15 protein-coding genes and 1 riboswitch are annotated in these 21384 nt (G+C 70.0%); of the genes, 8 read left to right on the top strand and 7 right to left on the bottom strand.

All coding sequences use genetic code 11. From position 1 onward, the window contains the following. Positions 1–90 precede the first annotated feature (90 nt). Positions 91–3672: a cobaltochelatase subunit CobN gene (cobN, locus tag ACZ7KI_RS00125; RefSeq protein WP_470271045.1), complete on the bottom strand. Its 3582-nt coding sequence runs from the start codon at positions 3670–3672 to the stop codon at positions 91–93. 35 nt (positions 3673–3707) lie between these two features. Further along, positions 3708–3819, bottom strand: a riboswitch (cobalamin riboswitch). Between the two features lie 196 nt (positions 3820–4015). Between cobN and ACZ7KI_RS00120 the strand changes: the two genes are divergently transcribed. Beyond that, positions 4016–4819 carry an SDR family oxidoreductase gene (locus ACZ7KI_RS00120; protein ID WP_470271044.1) on the top strand — a complete coding sequence of 268 codons (804 nt, stop codon included), beginning with the start codon at positions 4016–4018 and terminating at the stop codon, positions 4817–4819. A 68-nt stretch (positions 4820–4887) separates the two neighbouring features. Next, positions 4888–5769, top strand: a complete 882-nt coding sequence (locus ACZ7KI_RS00115) for a helix-turn-helix transcriptional regulator (protein ID WP_470271043.1) — start codon at positions 4888–4890, stop codon at positions 5767–5769. On the opposite strand, the gene ACZ7KI_RS00110 is transcribed toward ACZ7KI_RS00115, so the two are convergent. After that, on the bottom strand, positions 5766–7016 hold the full coding sequence (locus tag ACZ7KI_RS00110; protein WP_470271042.1) for an SLC13 family permease: 1251 nt from the start codon (positions 7014–7016) through the stop codon (positions 5766–5768). The two genes, ACZ7KI_RS00115 and ACZ7KI_RS00110, sit on opposite strands and share 4 nt — an antisense overlap. Positions 7017–7046: 30 nt before the next feature. Then, positions 7047–8189, bottom strand: a complete 1143-nt coding sequence (locus tag ACZ7KI_RS00105) for a PrpF domain-containing protein (RefSeq protein WP_470271041.1) — start codon at positions 8187–8189, stop codon at positions 7047–7049. 136 nt (positions 8190–8325) lie between these two features. On the opposite strand from ACZ7KI_RS00105, the gene ACZ7KI_RS00100 reads away from it, so the two are divergent. Next, complete coding sequence (locus ACZ7KI_RS00100; RefSeq protein WP_470271040.1) at positions 8326–9279, top strand: LysR family transcriptional regulator; 954 nt, start codon at positions 8326–8328, stop codon at positions 9277–9279. Positions 9280–9314: 35 nt separating this feature from the next. Here the strand turns inward: ACZ7KI_RS00100 and ACZ7KI_RS00095 are convergent, their stop codons facing one another. Genes ACZ7KI_RS00095 through ACZ7KI_RS00085 form a run of 3 tightly spaced genes read right to left on the bottom strand, consistent with a single transcriptional unit; the run spans position 9315 to position 11320 of the window. Beyond that, positions 9315–9560, bottom strand: a complete 246-nt coding sequence (locus tag ACZ7KI_RS00095) for a helix-turn-helix transcriptional regulator (protein WP_101605726.1) — start codon at positions 9558–9560, stop codon at positions 9315–9317. Positions 9561–9563: 3 nt separating this feature from the next. Then, positions 9564–10415, bottom strand: coding sequence for an ABC transporter permease (locus ACZ7KI_RS00090; protein WP_470271039.1), 852 nt, complete (start codon positions 10413–10415; stop codon positions 9564–9566). Continuing rightward, positions 10412–11320 carry an ABC transporter ATP-binding protein gene (locus ACZ7KI_RS00085; RefSeq protein ID WP_470271038.1) on the bottom strand — a complete coding sequence of 303 codons (909 nt, stop codon included), beginning with the start codon at positions 11318–11320 and terminating at the stop codon, positions 10412–10414. Before ACZ7KI_RS00085 ends, ACZ7KI_RS00090 begins: the two co-directional genes overlap by 4 nt. A 99-nt stretch (positions 11321–11419) precedes the next feature. Between ACZ7KI_RS00085 and ACZ7KI_RS00080 the strand changes: the two genes are divergently transcribed. From ACZ7KI_RS00080 to ACZ7KI_RS00070, 3 genes are read left to right on the top strand one after another with little or no spacing between them, the layout of a single operon-like run. After that, positions 11420–12532: a precorrin-3B synthase gene (locus tag ACZ7KI_RS00080; RefSeq protein WP_470271037.1), complete on the top strand. Its 1113-nt coding sequence runs from the start codon at positions 11420–11422 to the stop codon at positions 12530–12532. Further along, positions 12529–13152, top strand: coding sequence for a precorrin-8X methylmutase (locus tag ACZ7KI_RS00075; RefSeq protein ID WP_470271036.1), 624 nt, complete (start codon positions 12529–12531; stop codon positions 13150–13152). The genes ACZ7KI_RS00080 and ACZ7KI_RS00075 overlap by 4 nt, the downstream gene beginning before the upstream one ends. After that, positions 13149–14654, top strand: coding sequence for a precorrin-2 C(20)-methyltransferase (locus ACZ7KI_RS00070; RefSeq protein WP_470271035.1), 1506 nt, complete (start codon positions 13149–13151; stop codon positions 14652–14654). Before ACZ7KI_RS00075 ends, ACZ7KI_RS00070 begins: the two co-directional genes overlap by 4 nt. On the opposite strand, the gene ACZ7KI_RS00065 is transcribed toward ACZ7KI_RS00070, so the two are convergent. Continuing rightward, positions 14645–15274, bottom strand: coding sequence for a response regulator (locus tag ACZ7KI_RS00065; RefSeq protein ID WP_470271034.1), 630 nt, complete (start codon positions 15272–15274; stop codon positions 14645–14647). The two genes, ACZ7KI_RS00070 and ACZ7KI_RS00065, sit on opposite strands and share 10 nt — an antisense overlap. A 94-nt stretch (positions 15275–15368) precedes the next feature. Here ACZ7KI_RS00065 and ACZ7KI_RS00060 point away from each other — a divergent pair, with 94 nt between their 5' ends. Continuing rightward, a complete protein-coding gene (locus tag ACZ7KI_RS00060) occupies positions 15369–19028 on the top strand; it encodes an nSTAND1 domain-containing NTPase (protein ID WP_470271033.1) in 3660 nt (1219 codons plus the stop codon). Between the two features lie 104 nt (positions 19029–19132). Continuing rightward, positions 19133–21310, top strand: coding sequence for an RNA polymerase recycling motor ATPase HelR (gene helR, locus ACZ7KI_RS00055; protein ID WP_470271032.1), 2178 nt, complete (start codon positions 19133–19135; stop codon positions 21308–21310). Positions 21311–21384 lie beyond the last annotated feature (74 nt).

Genomic DNA, 21384 nt, shown 5'->3' with positions numbered 1-21384 from the left:
TTGACGTCCCACCGCCTCTGTCACGCTAAGTTCTGCGCATATGACAGTGGTACCGCCGGGCGGGCCATGGGCCTGCTCCACCGGGTGACGTCACGATTCGAGGTCGCCCTCCAACGAGAGGTAGACCTCGCGCAGCTGAGCCAAAAGGTCGGCGTCCGGCTCCGCCCAGAGACCCCGATCGGCGGCCTCGTTCAGCCGCTCGATGATGCCGCGCAGCGCCCACGGGTTGGCCTGGCGCAGGAACTCCTGGTTGACCTCGTCGAGGACGTAGGACTCGGTGAGCTTCTCGTACATCCAGTCGCCGACCACGCCGGCGGTGGCGTCGAAACCGAACAGGTAGTCGACCGTCGCCGCCAGTTCGAAGGCGCCCTTGTAGCCGTGCTTGCGCATCGCGGCCAGCCAGCGCGGGTTGACCACCCTGGCGCGAAAGACGCGGGCGGTCTCCTCACCGAGGGTGCGGGTGCGGACCGCGTCCGGGGTGGTGCTGTCGCCGACGTAGGACGCCGGCGCGGTCCCGGTCAGCGCGCGGACGGTCGCGATCATCCCGCCGTGGTACTGGAAGTAATCGTCGGAGTCGGCGATGTCATGCTCGCGGGTGTCGGTGTTCTTGGCCGCGACCACGATCCGCTTGTACGAGTTCTCCATGTCCTCGCGGGCGGGCCTGCCGTCGAGATCCCGGCCGTAGGCGAAACCGCCCCAAACCGCGTAGACCTCGGCGAGATCCTTGTCGTCACGCCAGTTCCCGGAGTCCATCAGCGGCAGCAGGCCCGCGCCGTACGCGCCGGGCTTGGAACCGAAGATCCGCGTGGTGGCCCGGCGTTCGTCACCGTGCGCGGCCAGATCCGCGCGGGTGTGGGCGCGCACGAAGTTCTGCTCGTCCGGCTCGTCGAGACCCGCCACGAGACGCACCGCGTCGTCCATCAGGCTGATCACGTGCGGGAAGGCGTCGCGGAAGAAACCGCTGATCCGCACGGTGACGTCGATCCGCGGCCGCCCGAGTTCGGCGAGCGGGATCGCCTCGATGCCGGTGACCCGGCGCGACGCCTCGTCCCAGACCGGCTGGACACCCAGCAGGGCGAGGACTTCCGCGGCGTCGTCACCCGAGGTGCGCATGGCCGACGTGCCCCAGACCGAGAGGCCGACCGAGCGTGGCCAGTCACCGGTGTCTTCGCGGTAGCGCCGGAGAAGCGAGTCGGCGAGCGCCTGCCCGGTCTCCCAGGCGAGTCGGCTCGGGATGGCCTTCGGGTCGACGGTGTAGAAGTTGCGGCCGGTCGGCAGCACGTTGATCAGGCCGCGCAGGGGAGACCCGCTGGGGCCTGCCGGGATGTAGCCGCCGTCGAGCGCGTGGAGCACCGCGTCGAGTTCGCCGCTCGTACCGGCCAGCCGCGGCACGATCTCGGTCGCGGCGAAGGTCAGCACGCGGGCGACCTCCTGGTGTTCCGGCACGTCGGCGACCACCTCCGCGACGGCGGCGGGTGACCAGTCCCTGGCCTCCATCGCCTCGACGAGCGAGCGCGCCTTCTGCTCGATGGCGTCCACTTCGGACAGTGGGGCGTCGCTGTTCTCCTTCAGCCCCAAGGCGGAACGCAGACCCGGAACCGCGCCCTGCTTACCGCCCCACATCTGCTGGGCACGCAGCATCGCGAGCACGAGGTTGATCCGCGCCTCGCCTTCCGGAGCGGCACCGAGGATGTGCAGGCCGTCGCGGATCTGGGCGTCCTTGACCTCGCACAGCCAGCCGTCGATGTGCAGCAGGAAGTCGTCGAACTCCGCGTCGTGCGGCCGTTCTTCGACGCCGAGGTCGTGGTCGAGCTTCGCGGCCTGGATCAGCGTCCAGATCTGCGCACGGATCGCGGGCAGCTTCGCCGGATCCATCGCCGCGATGTTGGCGTGCTCGTCGAGAAGCTGCTCCAGCCGGGCCATGTCGCCATAGCTTTCGGCGCGGGCCATCGGCGGGATCAGGTGGTCGACGATCGTGGCGTGCGCACGCCGTTTCGCCTGCGCGCCCTCACCGGGGTCGTTGATCAGGAACGGGTAGATCAGCGGCAGATTGCCAAGGACGGCGTCCGGCGCGCAGGAGGCCGAGAGACCGGCCGTCTTGCCGGGAAGCCATTCCAGCGAACCGTGTTTGCCGAGGTGGACGACCGCGTGCGCGCCGAACTCCTGCTCCAGCCAGCGGTAGGCGGCCAGATAATGGTGGCTCGGCGGGAGGTCCGGGTTGTGGTAGATCGCCACCGGGTTCTCGCCGAACCCGCGGGGCGGCTGGATCATCAGGATGACGTTGCCGGACTGCAGGGACGCGAGCACGATGTCACCGTTGTCGACGTAGAGCTCACCGGGGGCGGGACCCCAGTGCTCCTCCATCGCCTCGCGCAGCTCCGCGGGCAGCTCGGCGAACCACTCGCGATACCGGTCGGCCGGAACGCGGATCGGGTTGCCGGACAGCTGTTCCTCGGTGAGCCACTCCGGATCCTGCCCGCCGGCGGCGATGAGCGCGTGGATCAGCGCGTCTCCGTCGGGCTGGTCGGTGCCGGTGGGCTCGACGCCGGGGAACGGGTCTTCGCCGAGGTCGTAACCCCGCTCGCGCATGAGGCGCAGCAGTGCGATCGCGGACGCGGGAGTGTCGAGGCCGACCGCGTTACCGACGCGGGAATGCTTCGTCGGGTACGCGGACAGCATCAGCGCGATACGGCGCTCCGGCGGCGGGGTGTGGCGCAGCCGGGCGTGGGCCAGCGCGATCTTGGCGACGCGGGACGCGCGTTCGGCGTCCGGCACGTACTTCGGGAGGCCGTCGTCGTCGATCTCCTTGAACGAGAACGGGACGGTGATGAGCCGCCCGTCGAACTCGGGGACGGCCATCTGGTTCCCGGCGTCGAGCGGGGAGAGGCCGTCGTCGTTCGACGACCAGGTCTCGCGGTCGCTGGTGAGGCAGAGGGCCTGGAGAATCGGGATGTCGAGCGCGGCCATCTCGGAGACGTCCCACGCCTCGTCGTCGCCACCGGCGCCGACCTCGGACGGCCGGGTGCCACCGGCGGCCAGCACGGTGACCAGGAGCGCGTCGGCCTTGGCCAGCTCGGCCATCATCTCCGGCTCGCGGGTGCGCAGGGACGCGCAGTGGATCGGGAGCGCGCGGCCCCCGGCGTCTTCGATGGCGTCGGCGAGGGAGTGGACGAACTCGGTGTTGCCGGAGAGGTGATGCGCCCGGTAGTACAGGACCGCGATGACCGGACCCTCTTTTCGCGAGGTTTCGCGCTCGAGGACGCCCCAGAGCGGCTGCACCGCGGGCGGCTCGAAACCGTCACCGGTGAGCAGGAGCGTGTCGCTCAGGAAGCGGTGCAGCTGGGTGAGGTTCTCCGGTCCGCCCTGCGCGAGATACGCGTGTGCCTCCGCCGCGGTACCGGCCGGGACCGTGGACAGCTTCATGAGCTGCGCGTCCGGCGTCTGCTCGCCACCGAGGACGACCACGTGCGCGCCACTCGCGCGGACCGTGTCGAGCCCTTCCTGCCAGCTCCGCTCGGACCCGAGGATCCGGACGACGACGATCTGGACGCCGTCGAGCAGGGCGGGCAACTCGGCGAGGTCGAGCCGGGCCGGGTTGGCCAGCCGGTAGTCGGCCTCGCCGGAACGAGCGCTGAGCAGGTCGGTGTCCGAAGTGGACAGAAGCAGGATCACGGCAGTCCTCACTCGGGGTGTCCGCGCCCCGGGTCGTGCGGTCGCGCCGGCCGGAGTTCCTGGCTCCCCCTGATGGCTCAGGGGTGACAGTGGCGGGACCGCCCCGGACTCTCACCGGGTTCCTCCACCTGCCGACGCGTGGGTTCAGCTCACTCTCCGGTGCGGCTCGGCCCGGCGTCAAGGTGATGTGCCCATCAGGGGTGGCGCTACCTGCGGCATGGGGGCTCTCGCAGTGCCTGTATCGCCAGGATCTCCCAGCCGTCCAGGACGCCTGACAGCCTGTTATGAGCCGGCTCGCGGCCACGCGAGGCACGTGCTTCCACGACAAGAGGGACGAAGACCCATGGCGGAAACCCGGTTCACCACTCACGCGGACCTTTTCGATCTGAGCGGGAAGTACGCACTTGTCACTGGCGGAACCAGGGGCATCGGGATGATGATCGCGCGCGGCCTTCTGCAGGCGGGCGCCCGCGTGGTCGTCAGCTCACGCAAGGCGGACGCGTGCGCGGAGGCACAGCGTCTACTGTCCGAATTCGGCGACGTTCAAGCGATCCCCGCCGACCTGTCCAGGTACGACGAGTGCCGGCGCCTCGCGGATCTCGTCAAGGCCGGCTCGGAGCGCCTGGACATCCTCGTCAACAACGCGGGAGCGATGTGGCGCGAGCCGCTGGAGACGTTCCCGGCCGAGGCATGGGACGCGGTGCTCGACCTCAACCTCAAGTCGCCGTTCTGGCTGGTGCAGGCGCTGCTGCCCGCACTGCGCGGGGCGGGCACCGCCGATGATCCCGCGCGGATCATCAACATCGGCAGTATCGCCGCCATCCACGTCGCCGAGTCACCCAACTACTCCTACGCCGGCAGCAAAGCGGCACTTCATCAACTCACCAGGGTGCTCGCCAGGGAGCTGGGCCCACAGCACGTCACGGTGAACGCGGTAGCACCAGGAGTGTTCCCGTCGCAGATGATGGCGGCCACGATCGATGCCATCGGTGACACGATCGCGGCGAAGGCCCCTCTGCGCCGGCTCGGCCGCGACGACGACATGGCAGGTATCGCCGTGTTCCTCGCCAGCCGGGCCGGGGCCTACCTGACGGGCACCATCATTCCGATCGACGGTGGCACCGCCACGACCGCATCGGGTACCTAGGCGTCGGGTCTCGACGGGGGTACCGGCAGAACCTCCCTTCGCCTGCGGAGAGGGCCTACGGTGAAGGCGTGGCCACGATCGATCTGCGCACCGAGATCAAGGAGTTCCTGAGCTCGCGTCGCGCGCGGATCACGCCTGAGCAGGCAGGGCTGTCCGCCTACGGTGGCAACCGCCGGGTCAAAGGTCTGCGTCGCGAAGAGGTGGCGCTACTGGCAGGGGTATCGGTCGACTACTACGTGCGTATGGAGCGCGGCGGTCTCGCCGGCGCCTCCGACGGGGTGCTCGACGCGGTGGCCGCTGCCTTGCGCCTCGACGAGGCCGAGCGCGATCACCTGCTCCACCTCGCGCGGCAGTCCAGGGCCTCCGGCGGTCCACACCGCCGTCGCCCCACCGCGACGGTGCGTCCGGCGCTCCAGCAGGTGCTCGACGCCATCACCGACGCGCCGGCGTGGATTTGCAACGGCCGTTATGACGTGCTGGCGACGAATCATCTCGCCCGCGCGCTGTTTTCACCGGTGCTGGCCGACGCGCGACGGCCGGCGAACACCGCCCGGTTCGTGTATCTGGATCCCGAATCGGCGAAAACGTTCTTCGTCGACTATGACCGAATCGTCTGTGACGTGGCCGCGAAGCTACGCATGGAAGCCGGTCGCGATCCGCACGACGAGGAGCTGATCACCCTGGTCGGTGAGCTGGCGACGAGCAGTGAACTGTTTCGGCAGCGGTGGGCATCTCGGGACGTACGGCTCCACCGGTCCGGACGCAAACGTATGCACCATCCGGTGGTGGGCCGGCTCGACCTGGACGTCGAGTCGATGGAGTTGTCCGCCGAACCCGGCCTGCTTCTGACCGTCTACACCGCGCCAGCCGGCACGGCGACCGCGGACGGTCTCACCCTCTTGGCGTCGTGGGCGGCGGAGAAGACGACCTCCACCGCCACCTCGAACTAGAACGCGCCGGGCAGGACGAGCACACCCCAGGCCAAGGCCGGGCCGAAGCCCACGATCGCGCAGGTGTAGCCGATCACCTGCCGGTAGAAGCGCTGCCGGTCCACGCCCTTGGCGTTGCTGAGCACGAGGGCGCCGTTGGTGGAGAACGGTGAGACGTCGACGATGGTGGTCGAGATCGACAACGCCGCGACCAGGCCGGCGGCGCTGAGCTGGCTCGACAGCAGCAAGGGCACCGCGATCGGGATGATGGCGGTGAGGATCGCGGTGGACGAGGCGAACGCCGAGGTGATCGCGACCGTGAGGCAGAGGAGAAGCGCGACGAGCAGGGGCGCGCCGACCACGGCGGCATGTTCCGAGATGGCGTCGATCGTGCCCGCCTTCTCCAGGATGCCCACGTAGGTGACCATGCCGGCGACGAGCAGGATGGTCGACCAGCTGATGCCGTCGACGGCCTTCGCCTGGTTCTTCATGTCGACCAGCGCGAGCAGGGCGCCCGCCGCCAGTGCGAGGAAGCCGATCTGCAGGTGGAAGCCGAGCGCACCGATGATGAGCCCGCCGAGCAGCGCCAGGGTGAGCCACTGCCGCCAGGTGACCCCGCCGGGCGCCGGTTCGTCGGCGCCGACGGCGTCCCCGGCGGCCGGCTCCGGCTGGACCTTGTTGCGCAGCAACAGGAAGGTTGCCACCGAGAGCAGCACGTTGAACCCGAAACTGGCGAGGAACAACACCGAGGGCGGCACGTCCAGCGGAGTGTCCGCGATCATGCCGTTCACCAGGACCCCGGAGACCGCGATCGGCGAGAACGCGCCGGCGTGCCCGCCGCAGATGATCATCATGCCCATCATCAGCGGGCTCAGCCGGTGCCGGAAGGCGATGTTCATGCCGATGGGGACCAGCAGGGCGACCGCGGCGGGGGTGAAGGTGCCGAAGGCGGTCAACACGGCGGCGACGGCGAAGAGCACCCACGGGATGAGGGTGACCTTGCCGCGCACGAGGCGGACGCCGTAGCTCACGATGAGATCGATGGTCCCGTTGCGCTGCGCGATGGAGAACAGGTACGTGACACCGACGATCGTCACGAACAGCGAAACCGGGAATCCTTCGAAGATCTGGGCCTCGTCCAGCCCCAGCGACGCCGTGCCGATCACGAACGCGGCCACGAAGGCGAGGATGCCGATGTTGATCGGGAGCAGCGTCCCGACGAGGAACATCACGGCGAGGGCGCCGAGGGAAATCAGCTCAGGAGACATCTTTGTCCTTGAGGGAGAGGAGTGGACAGGCTAACCGCGCGAGGCGGTGGGGAGTACGTGACGCCGGATCGCGAGCGGTTCCGGGACGAGGATCGTGGCGTCGCAGAGGACACGGGCGGCGCGACGGACGGTGACCCGTCGCGGCCGTCCGTCACCGATCTCGGTGCTGACGACCTCGACGACGCCCGCCGGGGTCCCGATGCGCAGGCGTTGCCCGCCCACCGCGCCGGAGTGCGCGCCGACCACGGAGTCGCCGAGTAGATTGGCCACGGCGATACCGACGGCCGAGGTGAGGCCGATCGCCGGATGCGGGCTGTTCATCGAGAGCATGCGCACCGACACGTCGTAATCCCCGGCGGCGATCGGCTCGCCGGTGGTACTCACGTAGTCCACGGGTTCGCCGACGAGACCGACCTTGGGAACCGCGTCCGAGGGCTCGCCCCCGCTTGTGCCGAGCCCCATGCGGAGTGCCGCGGCCAGCCTGACCGATCTCAACCACGGCACGTCGGCACGAACGTCCACAACGGACTCGGCACCGTTGCGGCCCGCCGAAAAGGCATCGACGAGGGCCATCGGTGCTCCTGCGTCGAGCAGGGTCACGCGGACTCGGCGGCCCTCCGCTTCGATTTCTTCGACGGGGACCCCGGTCGGCAGCAGCGAACCGGTCGTTCCCCCGGCCGGGTCGAGGAACGTCAGGCCGACCGCGACCCCGCCGGCGCGGGTGCCCGGCACGGTCACGGTGCCGAACTCGGGCACCACGCCGCCCTGGGTGTCCACAATGGCCTCGAGTACCGCGCCGGTGTTGACGTTGCGCAGGACGACGGTGGTGCGATCGCCGGTGATCGGCAGGAGGCCGCGGGTGACCGCCCACAGTGCGATGGCGGTCGCGCAGTTACCGCAGTTGCTGCCCCATTCCACTTTGGGCACACCGATCCCGACCTGCCCGAAGAGATACTCGACGTCGATGCCCTCCGTGTCGCCGGGACGCACGACAGCGGCCTTCGAGGTCGTCGGCGTGGCTCCGCCGACGCCGTTCAAATGCACCGGATCGTCGGCCCCGTAGGCGTTGACGAGCAATTCCTCGATGCCGTCCAGGGTGGGTGGAACGTCGCGCTGGTCGAACAGCCAGCATTTGCTGGTGCCGCCGCGTACGAGCGTCGCGGGAACGTGCACTCCGGTTACCTCACTCTCGCTGGGCCGAAGCCGAACTGAGGTCACCTTGACTCCGCCGAGAGTTGAGCACAATGCTCGTTCTCTTACACTGGCTTTAGCTCAGCTAAACCCGTAGCGGTCCTCGGAGGTCCGATCGATGCTCGAAGTACGCCGGATCCTGCTGCTCGCCGAAGTCGCCACCCACGGCTCCCTCACCGGCGCGGCCGAGGCGATCGGCATGACCACCTCGGCCGCGTCGCAGCAGATGTCCCGGCTCGAGGCGGAAGCCGGACAGCCACTTCTGGAGCGCCTGCCCCGCGGGGTCCGGCTGACGGACGCCGGTCTGGCGCTCGCCGAACGCGGCCGGGCGATCCGCCGTCAGCTGAGTGCGGCGCAAGCGGACCTGGACGTGTTCGCGCGCCTCGACCGGGGCACCCTCCGGCTCGGCTCCTTCCCGACGGTCAGCGCGAGCCTGCTGCCCTTGGCGCTGACCCGGTTCTCCCGGAAGTACCCCGGCGTCCGCGCGGCGGTCCGGTCGGCGATGCTGGCCCAGCTGCTCGAACTCCTGAACACCGGCGAGATCGAGCTGGCGCTGTTGTGGGACTACCACTGGAGTCGCGTCGACGACGACCAGCTGACCGTCACCCATCTGCTGGACGACCCCACCGTGCTCGTCGTGCCCGCCAACTCCGAGCTGCTCGAACAGTCCGAAGTAAGCCTCACCGCGCTGGCCGGGCAGGACTGGATCATCCGCGCGGACAACCATCCCGTGGCGGAGGTTCTGCGCCGCAGCTGCCGTCTCGCCGGCTTCGAACCGGTCATCGCCTACGAATCGCACGACTACCAGGAGGCGCAGGCGATGGTCGCCGCCGGACTCGGTATCGCCATCGCCCCGCGCCTGGCTCTGACCAACCGGCGCAACGACGTCCGCCTGGTCCCCTTCGGCACCGACGTGCCCGCTCCGACCCGGCGAATCCTTTTGGCCCGCACCGAAAGCCGCGAGCCCACGCCCGCCGCCCTCGCGATGACCGCCATCCTGCACGCGGTCGCCGACAAGTTCAGCGGCCCGGATCTCCGGCGGAGCCAGATCGGTACCGTCCACAGCCGTTAGCCCGGCCTCGCGTTCAGTCGGCTAAAGGCGACCCGTCACGCAGACCGTTCCGAAGAGGAATCCCCGATCCGAGGGAAAGGGGCGGTGGAGAAGATGATCTCCACCGCCACCTCGAAGAACGCCGCGATCCGCAGGGCGAGGTAGAGGCTCGGGCTGTACTCGCCGCGCTCGAGATAGCCGATGGTCTGGTAATGGACGCCCAGCGCGTCGGCGAGCTCGCGGCGGGAGATGCCCCGTTCCGCCCGTAACATCGCGATCCGGTTGTAAACGACCTCGCTCATGAACTAGCCAATTCGCTGCATCGCCTTTTCCCGTCGTGCCGCCACCGAGGACCCGGACTCGCGCCGCGCCATGCGCCGCAGGACGACCGGGGCCAGCACCAATCCGATCACGGCCCACGCGGTCAGCACGCCCAGGGTCTCCCACGGCCGCCAAGACTGCCCGATCTCGATCAGCACCGTCGAGTCGGGCAGCAGCGCCGACCGCATGCCGAGGCCGAGCCAGTACATCGGGAACACCTGTCCGATGCCCTGCACCCATTCGGGTAGCGCGGTGATCGGGTAGAAGATGCCGGAGATCGCGCCGATGCCCATGGTCGGCAGCATGATCAGGCCGATGCTGCGCGCGTTGGTGGTCAGCGAGCCGAAGATCGCGCCGATCGGCATGGTGGCGAGCAGGCCGAGCGCCAGTACCCACAGCAGGCCCAGCCACGAGGTGAGGCCACCGGGCGCGATGCCGTCGAACAGGACCAGGCAGGGGATCAGCACCAGCAGTATCCCGATGACGGTGCCGATGGAGATCGTGACGACCTTGCCGACGAGGTAGCCGAGCATCCCGTTCGGGGTGGCCTTGGCGCGCAGCAGTGTGCCGTCTTCGCGTTCGACGGCGAGGACGCCCGCCATGCCGAGCATGCCGCTGAACACGATCGACGCGCCCAGCACGCTCGGCACGGTGGCGGCGCCGAGTGAGAACTCGGTTCCGGGCAGTTTCGAGCCGCGCATGAAGAACATGACGACCACGAAGATCGCCGGGAAGAGAAAGGTGTTGAACAGATCCTCGCGATTGGTCAGGGTCTGGCGCGACTCGAGGAAGCCGCGTCGGACGCCCAGCCGGAGGCTGTGCTGAACCGCGTTCATCGCGCATCCACCTCCACGAGCGGCGCTTCCGCCTTGCGGACCAGGGTCATGTACGTGTCCTCCAGTGAGGCCCGGCGTACCTCGAGGTCGCCGATGGCGTCGCCGTGCTGTTTGAACAGTTCGTGCACGTACTTCGTCGATTCCGTGGTCGAGTGCACGAACCGCTGGCCGTCCAGCGTCCAGCGCACCTCGGCTTCGCCGGCGATCTGCCTGCTCAGCGCGTCGGCCGAACCGTCGGCGACGATCCGGCCGTGGTTCAGGATCAGGATCCGGTCGGCCAGTTTTTCGGCCTCGTCGAGGTCGTGTGTGGTCAGCAGGATCGTCGTGTCGTCGTCATCGGTCAGCCGGTGCACGAGGTCGTGGAACTCGCGCCGCGCCTCCGGATCCAGGCCGGCGGTCGGCTCGTCGAGGAACAGCAGTTCCGGACGGCCGACGATGCCGATCGCGACGTCGAGACGGCGTCGTTGCCCGCCCGACAGCATCCGGACCCTCTTGTCCGCGTGCTCGGTCAGTCCGACCGCGGCGATCAGTTCGTCCGGATCCCACGGCCGCCTGATGTGCTCGGTGGAGTACGGCGCGTAGTAACCGCCCAGGTGCTCCAGCAGCTCCCGTACCCGCCATTTCGCGTGGTCACGCCAGGCCTGGAGGACGACCCCCAGCCGCGCCCTCCAGTTCTCGTCCGCTTGTGCCGGGTCGGTACCCAGCACGCTGACCTCGCCTTCCGAGCGCATCCGGAAGCCTTCGAGGATCTCGATAGTCGTGGTCTTGCCCGCCCCGTTCGGCCCCAGCAGACAGATCACTTCACCCCGGTGCGCGGTGAAGTCGACGCCGTGGAGGACGTCGTTCGTCCCGTAGCGCATCCGAAGATCTTTGACGGAGACCATCACGTCATGTGGATCTCTCATTTGGTCACCCCCATCTCAGTGATGCGATCGAATGTAGCACATCTACTACATATGATCTGAGTGGTGCTAACGCTGAACGGAGGCATCTACAGTGAGCGCATGTCCACGAGCGCGCGTGCCCGAGCCGACGCGTGCCCCGGCGTTTTCGCCACGCACGACGCCGCAGACGGTCCGCTCGCGCGGGTCCGGCTTCCCGGCGGCGCCATCACGCAGGCCCAGCTCAGAGCACTCGCCGACGCCGCCGACGAGCTCGGCGACGGCGCCCTGCACCTGACTTCTCGCGGCAATGTCCAGCTTCGCGGCGTCACCCGTCCCGGCCTCGCCGCCCGGCTCTCCGCTGCCGGGCTTCTGCCCGCGCCGTCACACGAACGCGTGCGCAACATCCTCGCGTCGCCGCTGAGTGACATCGCCCAAGATCTCGCCGCCGCTCTCGACACGGCCCTGTGTGCGGTTCCCGAGCTGGCCGAGCTCCCGGGACGTTTTCTTTTCGCCCTCGACGGCGGCCACGGTGACGTCGCCGGAGAAGGGGCCGACGTCTGCTGGCGCGTGACCGGGCGAAATCAAGGCGCTGTGCTGCTCGCCGGTGAAGACACCGGCCTGCGCGTCACGGCCGAGCACGCCGTCGAGGCGTTGCTCTCGGTCGCGCGAGCGTTCCTCCGGACGCGAGGAACCGCTTGGCGGGTCAGCGAACTAGCCGCCACAGGACCGCTGATCGAGGACGTACCGGGCGAAACCGGAGAGCCGCAGAGGTTCCCCGTGAATCCCGGCTTGCCCATCGGGCCGATCGGCGACGCCGTCGGGGTCGCTCCGGTCTTGGGTCTGCTCACCTCGGCTCAGGCGCGCAAGATCGCGAACGCCGGAGACGCCGTGGTCACGCCATGGCGGTCGATCCTCGTCCGCGGCCCGCTGGAAGCGGACCCCGGCCTGATCGTCGATCCGCGGGCGCCGTCGCTGGGCGTCAGCGCCTGCATCGGACGGCCCGGCTGCGCGAAGTCGCTCGCCGACGTCCGGGCCGACGCCGCGCGGATCGGCCGGACGCCGAGGGTCCATTTCGCCGGCTGTGCGCGGCGCTGCGGGAAACCGGCGCACGAGCACGTCGACGTGCTCGCGACGGAGGACGGATATCTGGTCGACGGGACGTGGGTCCCGGCCGGCGAGCTGGCGACAGTACTGGCGGAGAAGGACAGTGCCGAAGTGAAGGGACAGCAGTGATCGACTACATCCGGGACGGGGCCGAGATCTACCGGCATTCGTTCGCCACCATCCGCGAGGAGGCGGATCTCGCGATCCTCCCCGACGACGTCGCGGTACTGGCCGTGCGGATGATCCACGCCTGCGGGATGGTCGACCTGGTCGACGACCTCCGCTACAGCCTCGACGTGGTGGAGTCCGGCCGCGCGGCCCTCGAAGCGGGCGCGCCGATCCTGTGCGACGCCACCATGATCGCCTCCGGTGTGACCCGCAAACGGTTGCCCGCGGCCAACGAGGTGCTGTGCACGTTGTCCGACCCGAAGGTGCCGGGGCTGGCGGAGCGGATGGGCACCACCCGCTCCGCGGCCGCGCTGGAACTGTGGCGCGACAAGCTGCCCGGATCCGTGGTGGCGATCGGCAACGCGCCGACCGCGCTGTTCCGGCTGCTGGAACTGCTGGACGAGGGCGTCGGCGCCCCGGCGGCGATCATCGGTGTCCCGGTGGGCTTCGTCGGCGCCGCCGAGTCCAAAGTGGAGCTCGTCGAACGCGCTCCCGCCCCGTATCTGGTGGTGCACGGACGTCGTGGCGGCAGCGCGATGGCCGTCGCCGCGATCAACGCGATGGCGAGTGAGGTCGAATGAGCGGGCTCGGGAAACTCTGGGGTATCGGGCTCGGTCCCGGTGACCCGGAACTGATGACGGTCAAGGCCGCGAGGTTGATCGGCGAGGCCGACGTCATCGCCTACCACAGCGCCCGGCACGGCCGGAGCATCGCGCGCTCGGTCGCGGAGCCGTATCTGCGGGACGGCCAGCTCGAGGAGAAGCTGGTCTACCCGGTCACCACCGAGACCACCGACCACCCCGGCGGCTACGAGGGCGCGATCGCCGATTTCTACGAGCTGAGCGCGAAACGGCTCGCCGAGCATCTCGACGCCGGACGCGACGTGGTCGTGCTCTGCGAGGGCGACCCGTTCTTCTACGGCTCCTACATGTACATGCACGAACGGCTCGCCGACCGCTACGAGGCGACCGTGGTGCCCGGCGTGACGTCGGTGAGCGCGGCGTCGTCGGTGCTCGGCCGTCCGCTGGTGCAGCGCGACGAGGTCCTCACGATCCTGCCCGGCACCCTGCCCGCGCCGGAACTCGCGCGACGGCTGGCCGATACGCAGGCCGCGGCGGTGCTCAAACTCGGCCGCACGTTCGGCAACGTCCGCGAGGCGCTGGCCGAGGCCGGGAAACTGGACGACGCCTTCTACGTCGAGCGCGCGACCTGGCAGGCGCAGCGCGTCGAGCCGTTCGCCGACGTCGACCCGGAGTCGGTGCCGTACTTCTCGCTGGCTCTGCTGCCCAGCCCGGCCTACGCGTCCCGGCTCGCCGACGAACCCGAAGTCACCCCGAAGCGGGAAACGCACACCGGCGGCGAAGTCGTGGTCGTCGGACTCGGCCCGGCGGGCCCGGACTGGCTGACACCCGAAGCGACCGAGGAACTGGCCGCGGCGGAACACATCGTCGGCTATGGCCCGTACGTCGCGCGAGTGCCACAGCGAGCGGGCCAGCAGCGGCACGCGTCGGGTAACCGGGTCGAGGCGGAACGCGCCGTGGAGGCGCTCGAACTGGCCTCGAGCGGGGCCAGGGTCGCGGTGGTGTCCTCGGGCGACCCAGGCGTGTTCGCCATGGCGTCGGCCGTGCTGGAGCAGGTCGCGGCCGGGCACGGGGCAGGCACGCGGGTGCGGATCGTGCCGGGGGTGACCGCCGCGCAGGCGGCCGCGTCCCGGGTCGGCGCGCCGCTCGGGCACGACTACTGCGTGCTTTCGCTGTCCGACCGGCTCAAGCCGTGGGAGATCATCGAACGACGGCTCGACGCGGCGGGTGCCGCGGACCTCGTGCTCGCGCTGTACAACCCGGCGTCGCGGACGCGGACCACGCAGCTCGCACAGGCCCGCGAAGTGCTGCTCCGGCACCGCGCGCCGGAGACGCCGGTGGTCGTCGCCCGTGACGTCGGCGGCCCGGAGGAGGACATCCGCGTCGTCACCCTCGGCACCCTCGATCCGGCGAGCGTGGACATGCGCTGCCTGCTGATCGTGGGGTCGTCCAAGACCCGCGCCGAGAACGGGATCGTCTGGACGCCTCGCACCTACGAGTGACGGCCCAGCCCGGCGTTGCGCGCCTGGCCCAGTAGCACCTCCCGATCGTCCGTGCCGACTTTGGCGTGCACCGCCGAGACGACGTTGCGCACGGTCTTGGTCGCGAGCCCCAGCCGTCGCGCGACCGCCGGGATCTCCAGGCCGCCCGCCAGCAGATCGAGCACCTCGTGTTCCCGTGAGGTCAGCCGGGGGAACACCCGGATCGGCCGGGAAGCGGCCAGCAGGCCGTAGAGGCGGTCCGCGGCGCGCTCGCCGAACACGACCGCGCCCGCCGCCACCCCGTGGATGGCGCGGACGAGGTCTTCACCGCCCGCGGTCCGGGCCAGGACACCTCGTGCGCCGGCCTGGATCGCGGCGACCCAGAGTTCCCCGTCGCCGGGTGGGGTCAGCACGAGCACAGCGGTTTCCGGCGCGCGGGACGCCACGTCGCGGGTCACGGCCAAGCCGTCGAGACCGGGTGGCCGTACGGGCAGGACGAGGACGTCCGGGCGCAGCGCGGTGATCCGCGAGATCGCGTCGCGTTCGTCGGGGGTGTGGGCGAGTACCTCCAGATCCGAGGACACGGGTGGTTCCGAGATACCCGCGAAGACCACTTTCACCACTGGGGTTCGAATCGGCACGCCATCGGTTGTAGCGCAGAACTTTTGTACAGTGTCCGGCCGTTTTCGGTGAACAATGACCATTCGATAACGCTTCGACGATCAGGGGGGCCTGGTGCCGAGACGCGAGCGCCCGCTGGGGCCGGGCGACGAGGTCGTCGTGCGGTTCGCGGCGGATCTTCGCCTGCTTCGCGAGAAGGCCGGCGGGCCGACCTACCGCGCGCTTTCGTCCCGTGCGGGGTACTCGGCCGCCGCGCTGTCCGAAGCGGCGGGCGGCCGGAAGCTGCCCGGTCTCGCGGTGACGGCCGCGTACGTCACCGCGTGCGGCGGCGACGTCCGCGAATGGGAGGACCGTTGGCGCGCGATCGCAGCCGAACGCGCCGCGGCCGAAGGCGGAAGCGACGACACCGAGCCTCCGTATCTGGGACTGGCCGCTTTCCAGCGATCCGACGCCGACCGGTTCTTCGGCCGCGAGCGGCTGGTCGCCGAACTGACCGGCAAACTCACGGAACGTCGTCTCGTCGGCGTTTTCGGCGCTTCGGGCTCGGGGAAGTCCTCGGTACTGCGGGCCGGGCTGGCGGCCGTCAGCGACCGGCCGGTGGTCCTTCGCACGCCCGGCGCGCACCCGCTCGGAGAAGACCTCGACGCCGAGGGGCGGCTCCTGATCGTCGACCAGTTCGAAGAGGTCTACACGCTTTGCCACGACCAGGACGAGCGCGATCGTTTCCTCGACACGCTGCTGGCGCTCGCCCGCGACGAGCACGGGAGCCGCGTCGTCCTGGGCGTCCGCGCCGACTTCTACGGGCACCTCTGCCGCCACGCCGGTCTCGTCGAGGCGCTCACCGACGCGCAGGTGATGGTCGGCCCGATGACCGCCGACGAGCTCCGGACCGCGATCGTCGAACCCGCCGTCCGCGCGGGCTGCCGGGTCGAGTCGGCACTGGTCACCACGCTCGTCGCCGACGCCACCGGCCAGCCGGCCATGCTGCCGCTGGTGTCGCACGCCTTGATGGAGACCTGGCGGCGGCGCCAGGGGATCACGCTGACCAGCGCCGCGTACGAAGCAGCCGGCGGGATCCTCAACGCCATCGCCCAGACCGCGGAGTCCGTCTACACGGATCTGGAGCCGGACGCCCAGGCCGTCGTCCGGCAGATCTTCCTTCGCCTGACCGCGCTCGGCGAAGGCACCGAAGACACGAAGCGCCGTCTCAACCGGCGCGAACTCGACGACGATCCGGCGACGACCGAGCTTCTCGAACGCCTCGCCGACGCGCGCTTGCTCGTTCTCGACCGCGACAGTGTCGAGATCGCCCACGAGGCCCTGATCCGCGGCTGGCCCAGGCTGCGCGACTGGCTCGCCGAGGACCGCGAAGGGCATCGGCTGCACCGCCAGCTCGCCGAAGCGACCGACCTGTGGGAGTCGCTGGACCGGGACAAGGGCAGCCTCTACCGCGGCACCCGCCTCGGACTCGCGGCCGAATGGGCGGCCAGGACACCGGACGCGCTGAGCACGCGCGAGCAGGAGTTCCTGCGAGCCGGGCTCGACGCCGAAGCCGAAGAGACCGCGGTCGGCCGCAAGCGCACGCGAAGACTGCGACGGCTCGTCGCGCTCCTCGGCGTCTTGCTGGTGCTCGCGGGCGTGGCCGTCGGGTACGCCGTCGACGCCGGGCGGACCGCGACAGACCAGCGGAACGTCGCGCTGGCACGGAAGGCCGTCGTCGACGCGAAGGCGTTGCGGGAGTCGAATCCCGCGCTGTCGACACAACTCAGCCTCGCCGCGTACCGGCTCGCGCCGATCCAGGAGACCCACGACGGTCTGCTCGCGTCCATGGCGGCGCCGTTCGCCACCCGGATGACCTTCGACCCCGGCGACGTCACCGTCGCGCTGAGCGGGCGGCTCATGATCACCTCCGACGCCTACCGGGCGACGCAGGTGTGGTCCATCGCCGATTCACGGCGTCCGGTGCTCCTCGCGACGCTGCCCGGTTCGGCGGAGGTTCGCGGGCCGCTGGCGTTCAGCCGGGACGGGCGGTCGCTGGCGACGGCCACCCGAGAGCACGCGGTCCGGCTCTGGGACCTGACCGATCCGCGGCAGCCGGTGCGGAAGGCGGACGTCGCCGGGCACCGGGACGACCTCCGCTCCCTCGACTTCAGCCCGGACGGGCACCTCCTCGTCAGCGGATCGGCCGACGGCACCGTCCGGCTCACCGACGTCACCGGCCTCGGCGCGCCGAAACCGCTCGGTGATGTCCCGGCCGCGCATCTCGACCGGGCCGTCTTCAGCCCCGACGGTCACCTGCTCGCGGTCACGAACACGAACTGGACGGCGGAACTCTGGGACGTCACCACGCCGTCCGCGCCGCGACGGCTTTCGGTCCTTTCCGGACACCAGGATCTGCAACTCACCCCATCGTGGAGTCCCGACGGAAAGCGCCTGATCACCACGAGCTGGGACAGTACGGCGAAGCTCTGGGAGGTCACCGATCCGGCGGCGCCGAAGCTGCTGACGACGCTGGACACCCCGGCCGTCGTCTGGGCGGCGGGTTTCAGCCCGAGCGGCAGGCTGGTGGTCACCGCGGGGGACGACCAGTCCGTGCGGGTGTGGGACGTCACGGGACCCGCGAAAGAACTGCCGTCGGTGGCCGGGCATACGAACTCCATCTGGTGGACGGCGTTCTCCCCGGACGGCAAGACCATCGTCTCCGCCAGCGCGGACCGGACCGTCCGGCTGCAGGACGTCGGCGAACTCGCGCTGGCCTCGAGCGTCGGCTGGGCCGCCGCCGCGTTCACCGGACAGGGGCGGATCCTCGTCACCGGCGGGGACGACGTGCGGCTCTGGGCGATGGACGACCTTCGGGCGCCGAGGCAGCTCGCGAAGATCCCCGGCCCGGCCACCGTCACCGCCGTCGCGCTGAGTGCCGACCGGCGCAGCCTCGCGCTGGCGGCGCACGACGGCGCCGGGGTTGCCGGGAAGTTCGTCATCCAACGCTGGGACATCAGCGATCCGACGGTGCCGAAACTGATGGCGTCGACCCCCGCCTGGCCGACCTACTCACTCGCGTTCAGCCCGGACGGGCGGACGTTCGCCTCCGGCCACGACGACGGGCCGATCCAGCTTTGGGACGTCAGCGATCCCACGCGGTTCGCCGAACCGCGGGTCCTCCCGGTCGGCGACGGGACGGTGTGGTCGCTCGCGTTCACCCCCGACGGGCGGACGCTCGTGTCGAGCCAGGGCCTCGACACGTCCGCGGTGACGTTGTGGGACGTCGCCGACCCCAAGCGTCCGAGCCTGGTGTCGGCCCTGCGGCCCGACGGCGGCGCGCTGTTCAAGATGGCGCTGAGCCCCGACGGCCGCACGGTGGCCGCGGGCAGCAGCGACCGGGCCGTCTACCTCTGGGACATCGCCGATCGCGCACACGCCGTACGGCTGGCGAAGCTGGACCATGCCGAAGGCCTGGGAAGCCTGGCGTTCGGCCCGACCGGCCGGGAACTGGCCACGTCGGCCTTCCGGACGGTGCGCGTCTGGGATCTCACTGACCCCCGGAAGCCGGTCGAAACGGCGCAGCTCACCGGCTTCGCCGCGACGGTCAACTCGCTCGCGTTCCGGGACGACGGGCATACGCTCGCGATCGGGAGCAGCGGTGTGCAGCTGTGGCAGACGGACGCCGAGCGGGTGGGCGAGGAGATCTGCCGATTGGCGACGCCGAGGATCACGAGAGAAGAGTGGGAGAGGTACTTTCCGGGGCTCGAATACGCGCCACCATGCGGAAGCTGACTCCCTCCGTAATAAACATATAGCGCATAGGGGGACTTGCCACAAGCCCCCGGTCATGCCGCAGACTCACTCGCCGTAGCCGGAACCTGCGGAAATGGGAGCCTGTGTCAACTCAGGGTCATGAAGAAGAACTGCGATCCGAACGCGAATACGTCGCCGGGCTCTACGCGCGCCTGGACGCCGAACGCGCGCGGGTGAAGGGGGAGTTCCAGGCCGCGCTGGGAGGAACCGGCGGGACGGCCATGGAACGGGACGTCGAGGTGCGCGCGCTGGACCGGGAGTCGCGGCGGCTGAACGTCGTGGACAACGGACTGTGTTTCGGCAGGCTGGACAGCGTTTCGGGGGAGACGTCCTACATCGGCCGCATCGGTCTCTTCGACGAGGAGAAGGACTACGAACCGGTGCTGCTCGACTGGCGGGCACCGGCGGCACGCCCGTTCTACACCGCGACCGCCGCGACGCCGGAGAAGATGCGCCGTCGCCGCCAGTTCCACACGTACGGGCGTGAGCTGCGCGGATTCACCGACGAGGTGTTCGGCCGTCCCGGCGATGACGCGGAGGGTGACGCGGCGCTGCTCGCGGCCGTCAACGCGCCGCGCGGGGAGGGGATGCGCGACATCGTCGCGACGATCCAGGCCGAGCAGGACGAGATCATCCGGCACGAGCACCCCGGCGTACTGGTGATCGAAGGCGGGCCGGGTACCGGGAAGACCGTGGTGGCGCTGCACCGCGTCGCCTACCTGCTCTACACGCAGCGCGAGCGGATGGAACGCCACGGCGTGCTCGTGGTCGGGCCGAATCCGGCGTTCCTGCACCACATCGGCCGCGTCCTGCCGTCGCTGGGCGAAACCGACGTGGTGTTCATGACCACCGGCGACTTCGTCCCCGGCAAACACGTCACCGCCGAGGACGGACCGGAGGTGGCGCGGCTCAAGGGCTCGCTGAAGATGCTGGACGTCCTCAACGCCGCCGTCGCCGATCGCCAGCGGGTGCCGGAGGAGCCGCTGGAGATCGAGCTGACCGACGTCACCGTCCGGATCGACGCCGAGACCGCGGAATGGGCGAGGGACGAGGGGCGCAAGAGCGAGCTGCCGCACAACGAGGCCCGCGCGGTGTTCACCGACATCGTCACCTACGTGCTCACCGAACGGGCGATCGCGCGCATCGGCCGCGGCTGGCTCAGCCGGGACGACCGCGACGAATGGGAGCGGCTGCGCAAGGATCTGCTCAAGGAGCTGGCGGAAAGCGAGGCCTTCACCGCCGCGCTCGACGCGCTCTGGCCGATCCTGACCCCCGAAAGGCTGCTGGGGTCGCTCCTCTCGTCGGAGGAACGGCTGCGCGCGGCCGGCGCCGACCAGGCGTTGCTGCGCGCCGACGGCGAGGCCTGGACGGTGTCGGACATGCCGCTGCTCGATGAACTCGTCGACCTCCTCGGCCGGGACACGGCGGCGGAAAAGGCGGCGGAGCAGGCCGTTGTGCGGGAGAAGAAGGCCGAGGCCGAGTACGCCGAGGGCGTACTGGACACGATGAAACTCGACCGCGAGGAGATGGACGAGGACATCATGCTGTCCGCGGAAAACCTGCTCTTCGCCGACGAACTCGCCGACCGGTTCGTCGAGCACGACACACGCAGCCTGGTCGAACGCGCCGCGGCGGACCGGGACTGGACGTACCGGCACGTCGTGGTCGACGAGGCACAGGAACTGTCCGAAATGGACTGGCGGGTGCTGATGCGGCGCTGCCCCAACCGATCCTTCACCGTGGTCGGCGACCTCGCGCAGCGACGGTCCGAAGCCGGGGCGCGGTCGTGGGCCTCGATGCTGGAGCCGTACGTACCGGGCCGCTGGGTCTACCGGTCGCTGACGGTGAACTACCGCACGCCGTCGGAGATCATGGCCGTCGCCGCCTCGGTGCTCGCCGAGTTCGCACCGGACGTCCGGGCCCCCGATTCGGTCCGCTCCAACGGTGTCCAGCCGTGGGCGAGGTCCGTCACCGACGACACCTTGGCCGCCGCCATCGAGGACTTCGTCAAGGACGAAGCCGGCCGTGAAGGCACCAGCGTCGTGATCGGGCCGCCGGGTGTGCCGGGCACCGTGCCCGCGTCGGAGACGAAGGGCCTCGAGTTCGACGCGGTCCTGGTCGTGCACCCGGACCGGATCCTCGCCGACGGCCCGCGCGGCGCGGCCGAGCTCTACGTCGCGCTCACCCGCGCCACGCAGCGGCTCGGGGTGCTGCACGAGGGCTCGTTGCCGTCGGAGCTGGCGGGGTTGGCTGTGCGGTGACGGGGTTCGGTGGCGCGTGCGGTGGCCTGGCCGTTCGGTGACGGCGTGCGGGACCCACCCCTCACCCGCAGCAT

The sequence above is a fragment of the Amycolatopsis sp. NPDC039088 genome, assembly GCF_055598845.1.
This window is presented reverse-complemented; position numbering and strand designations above follow the sequence as displayed.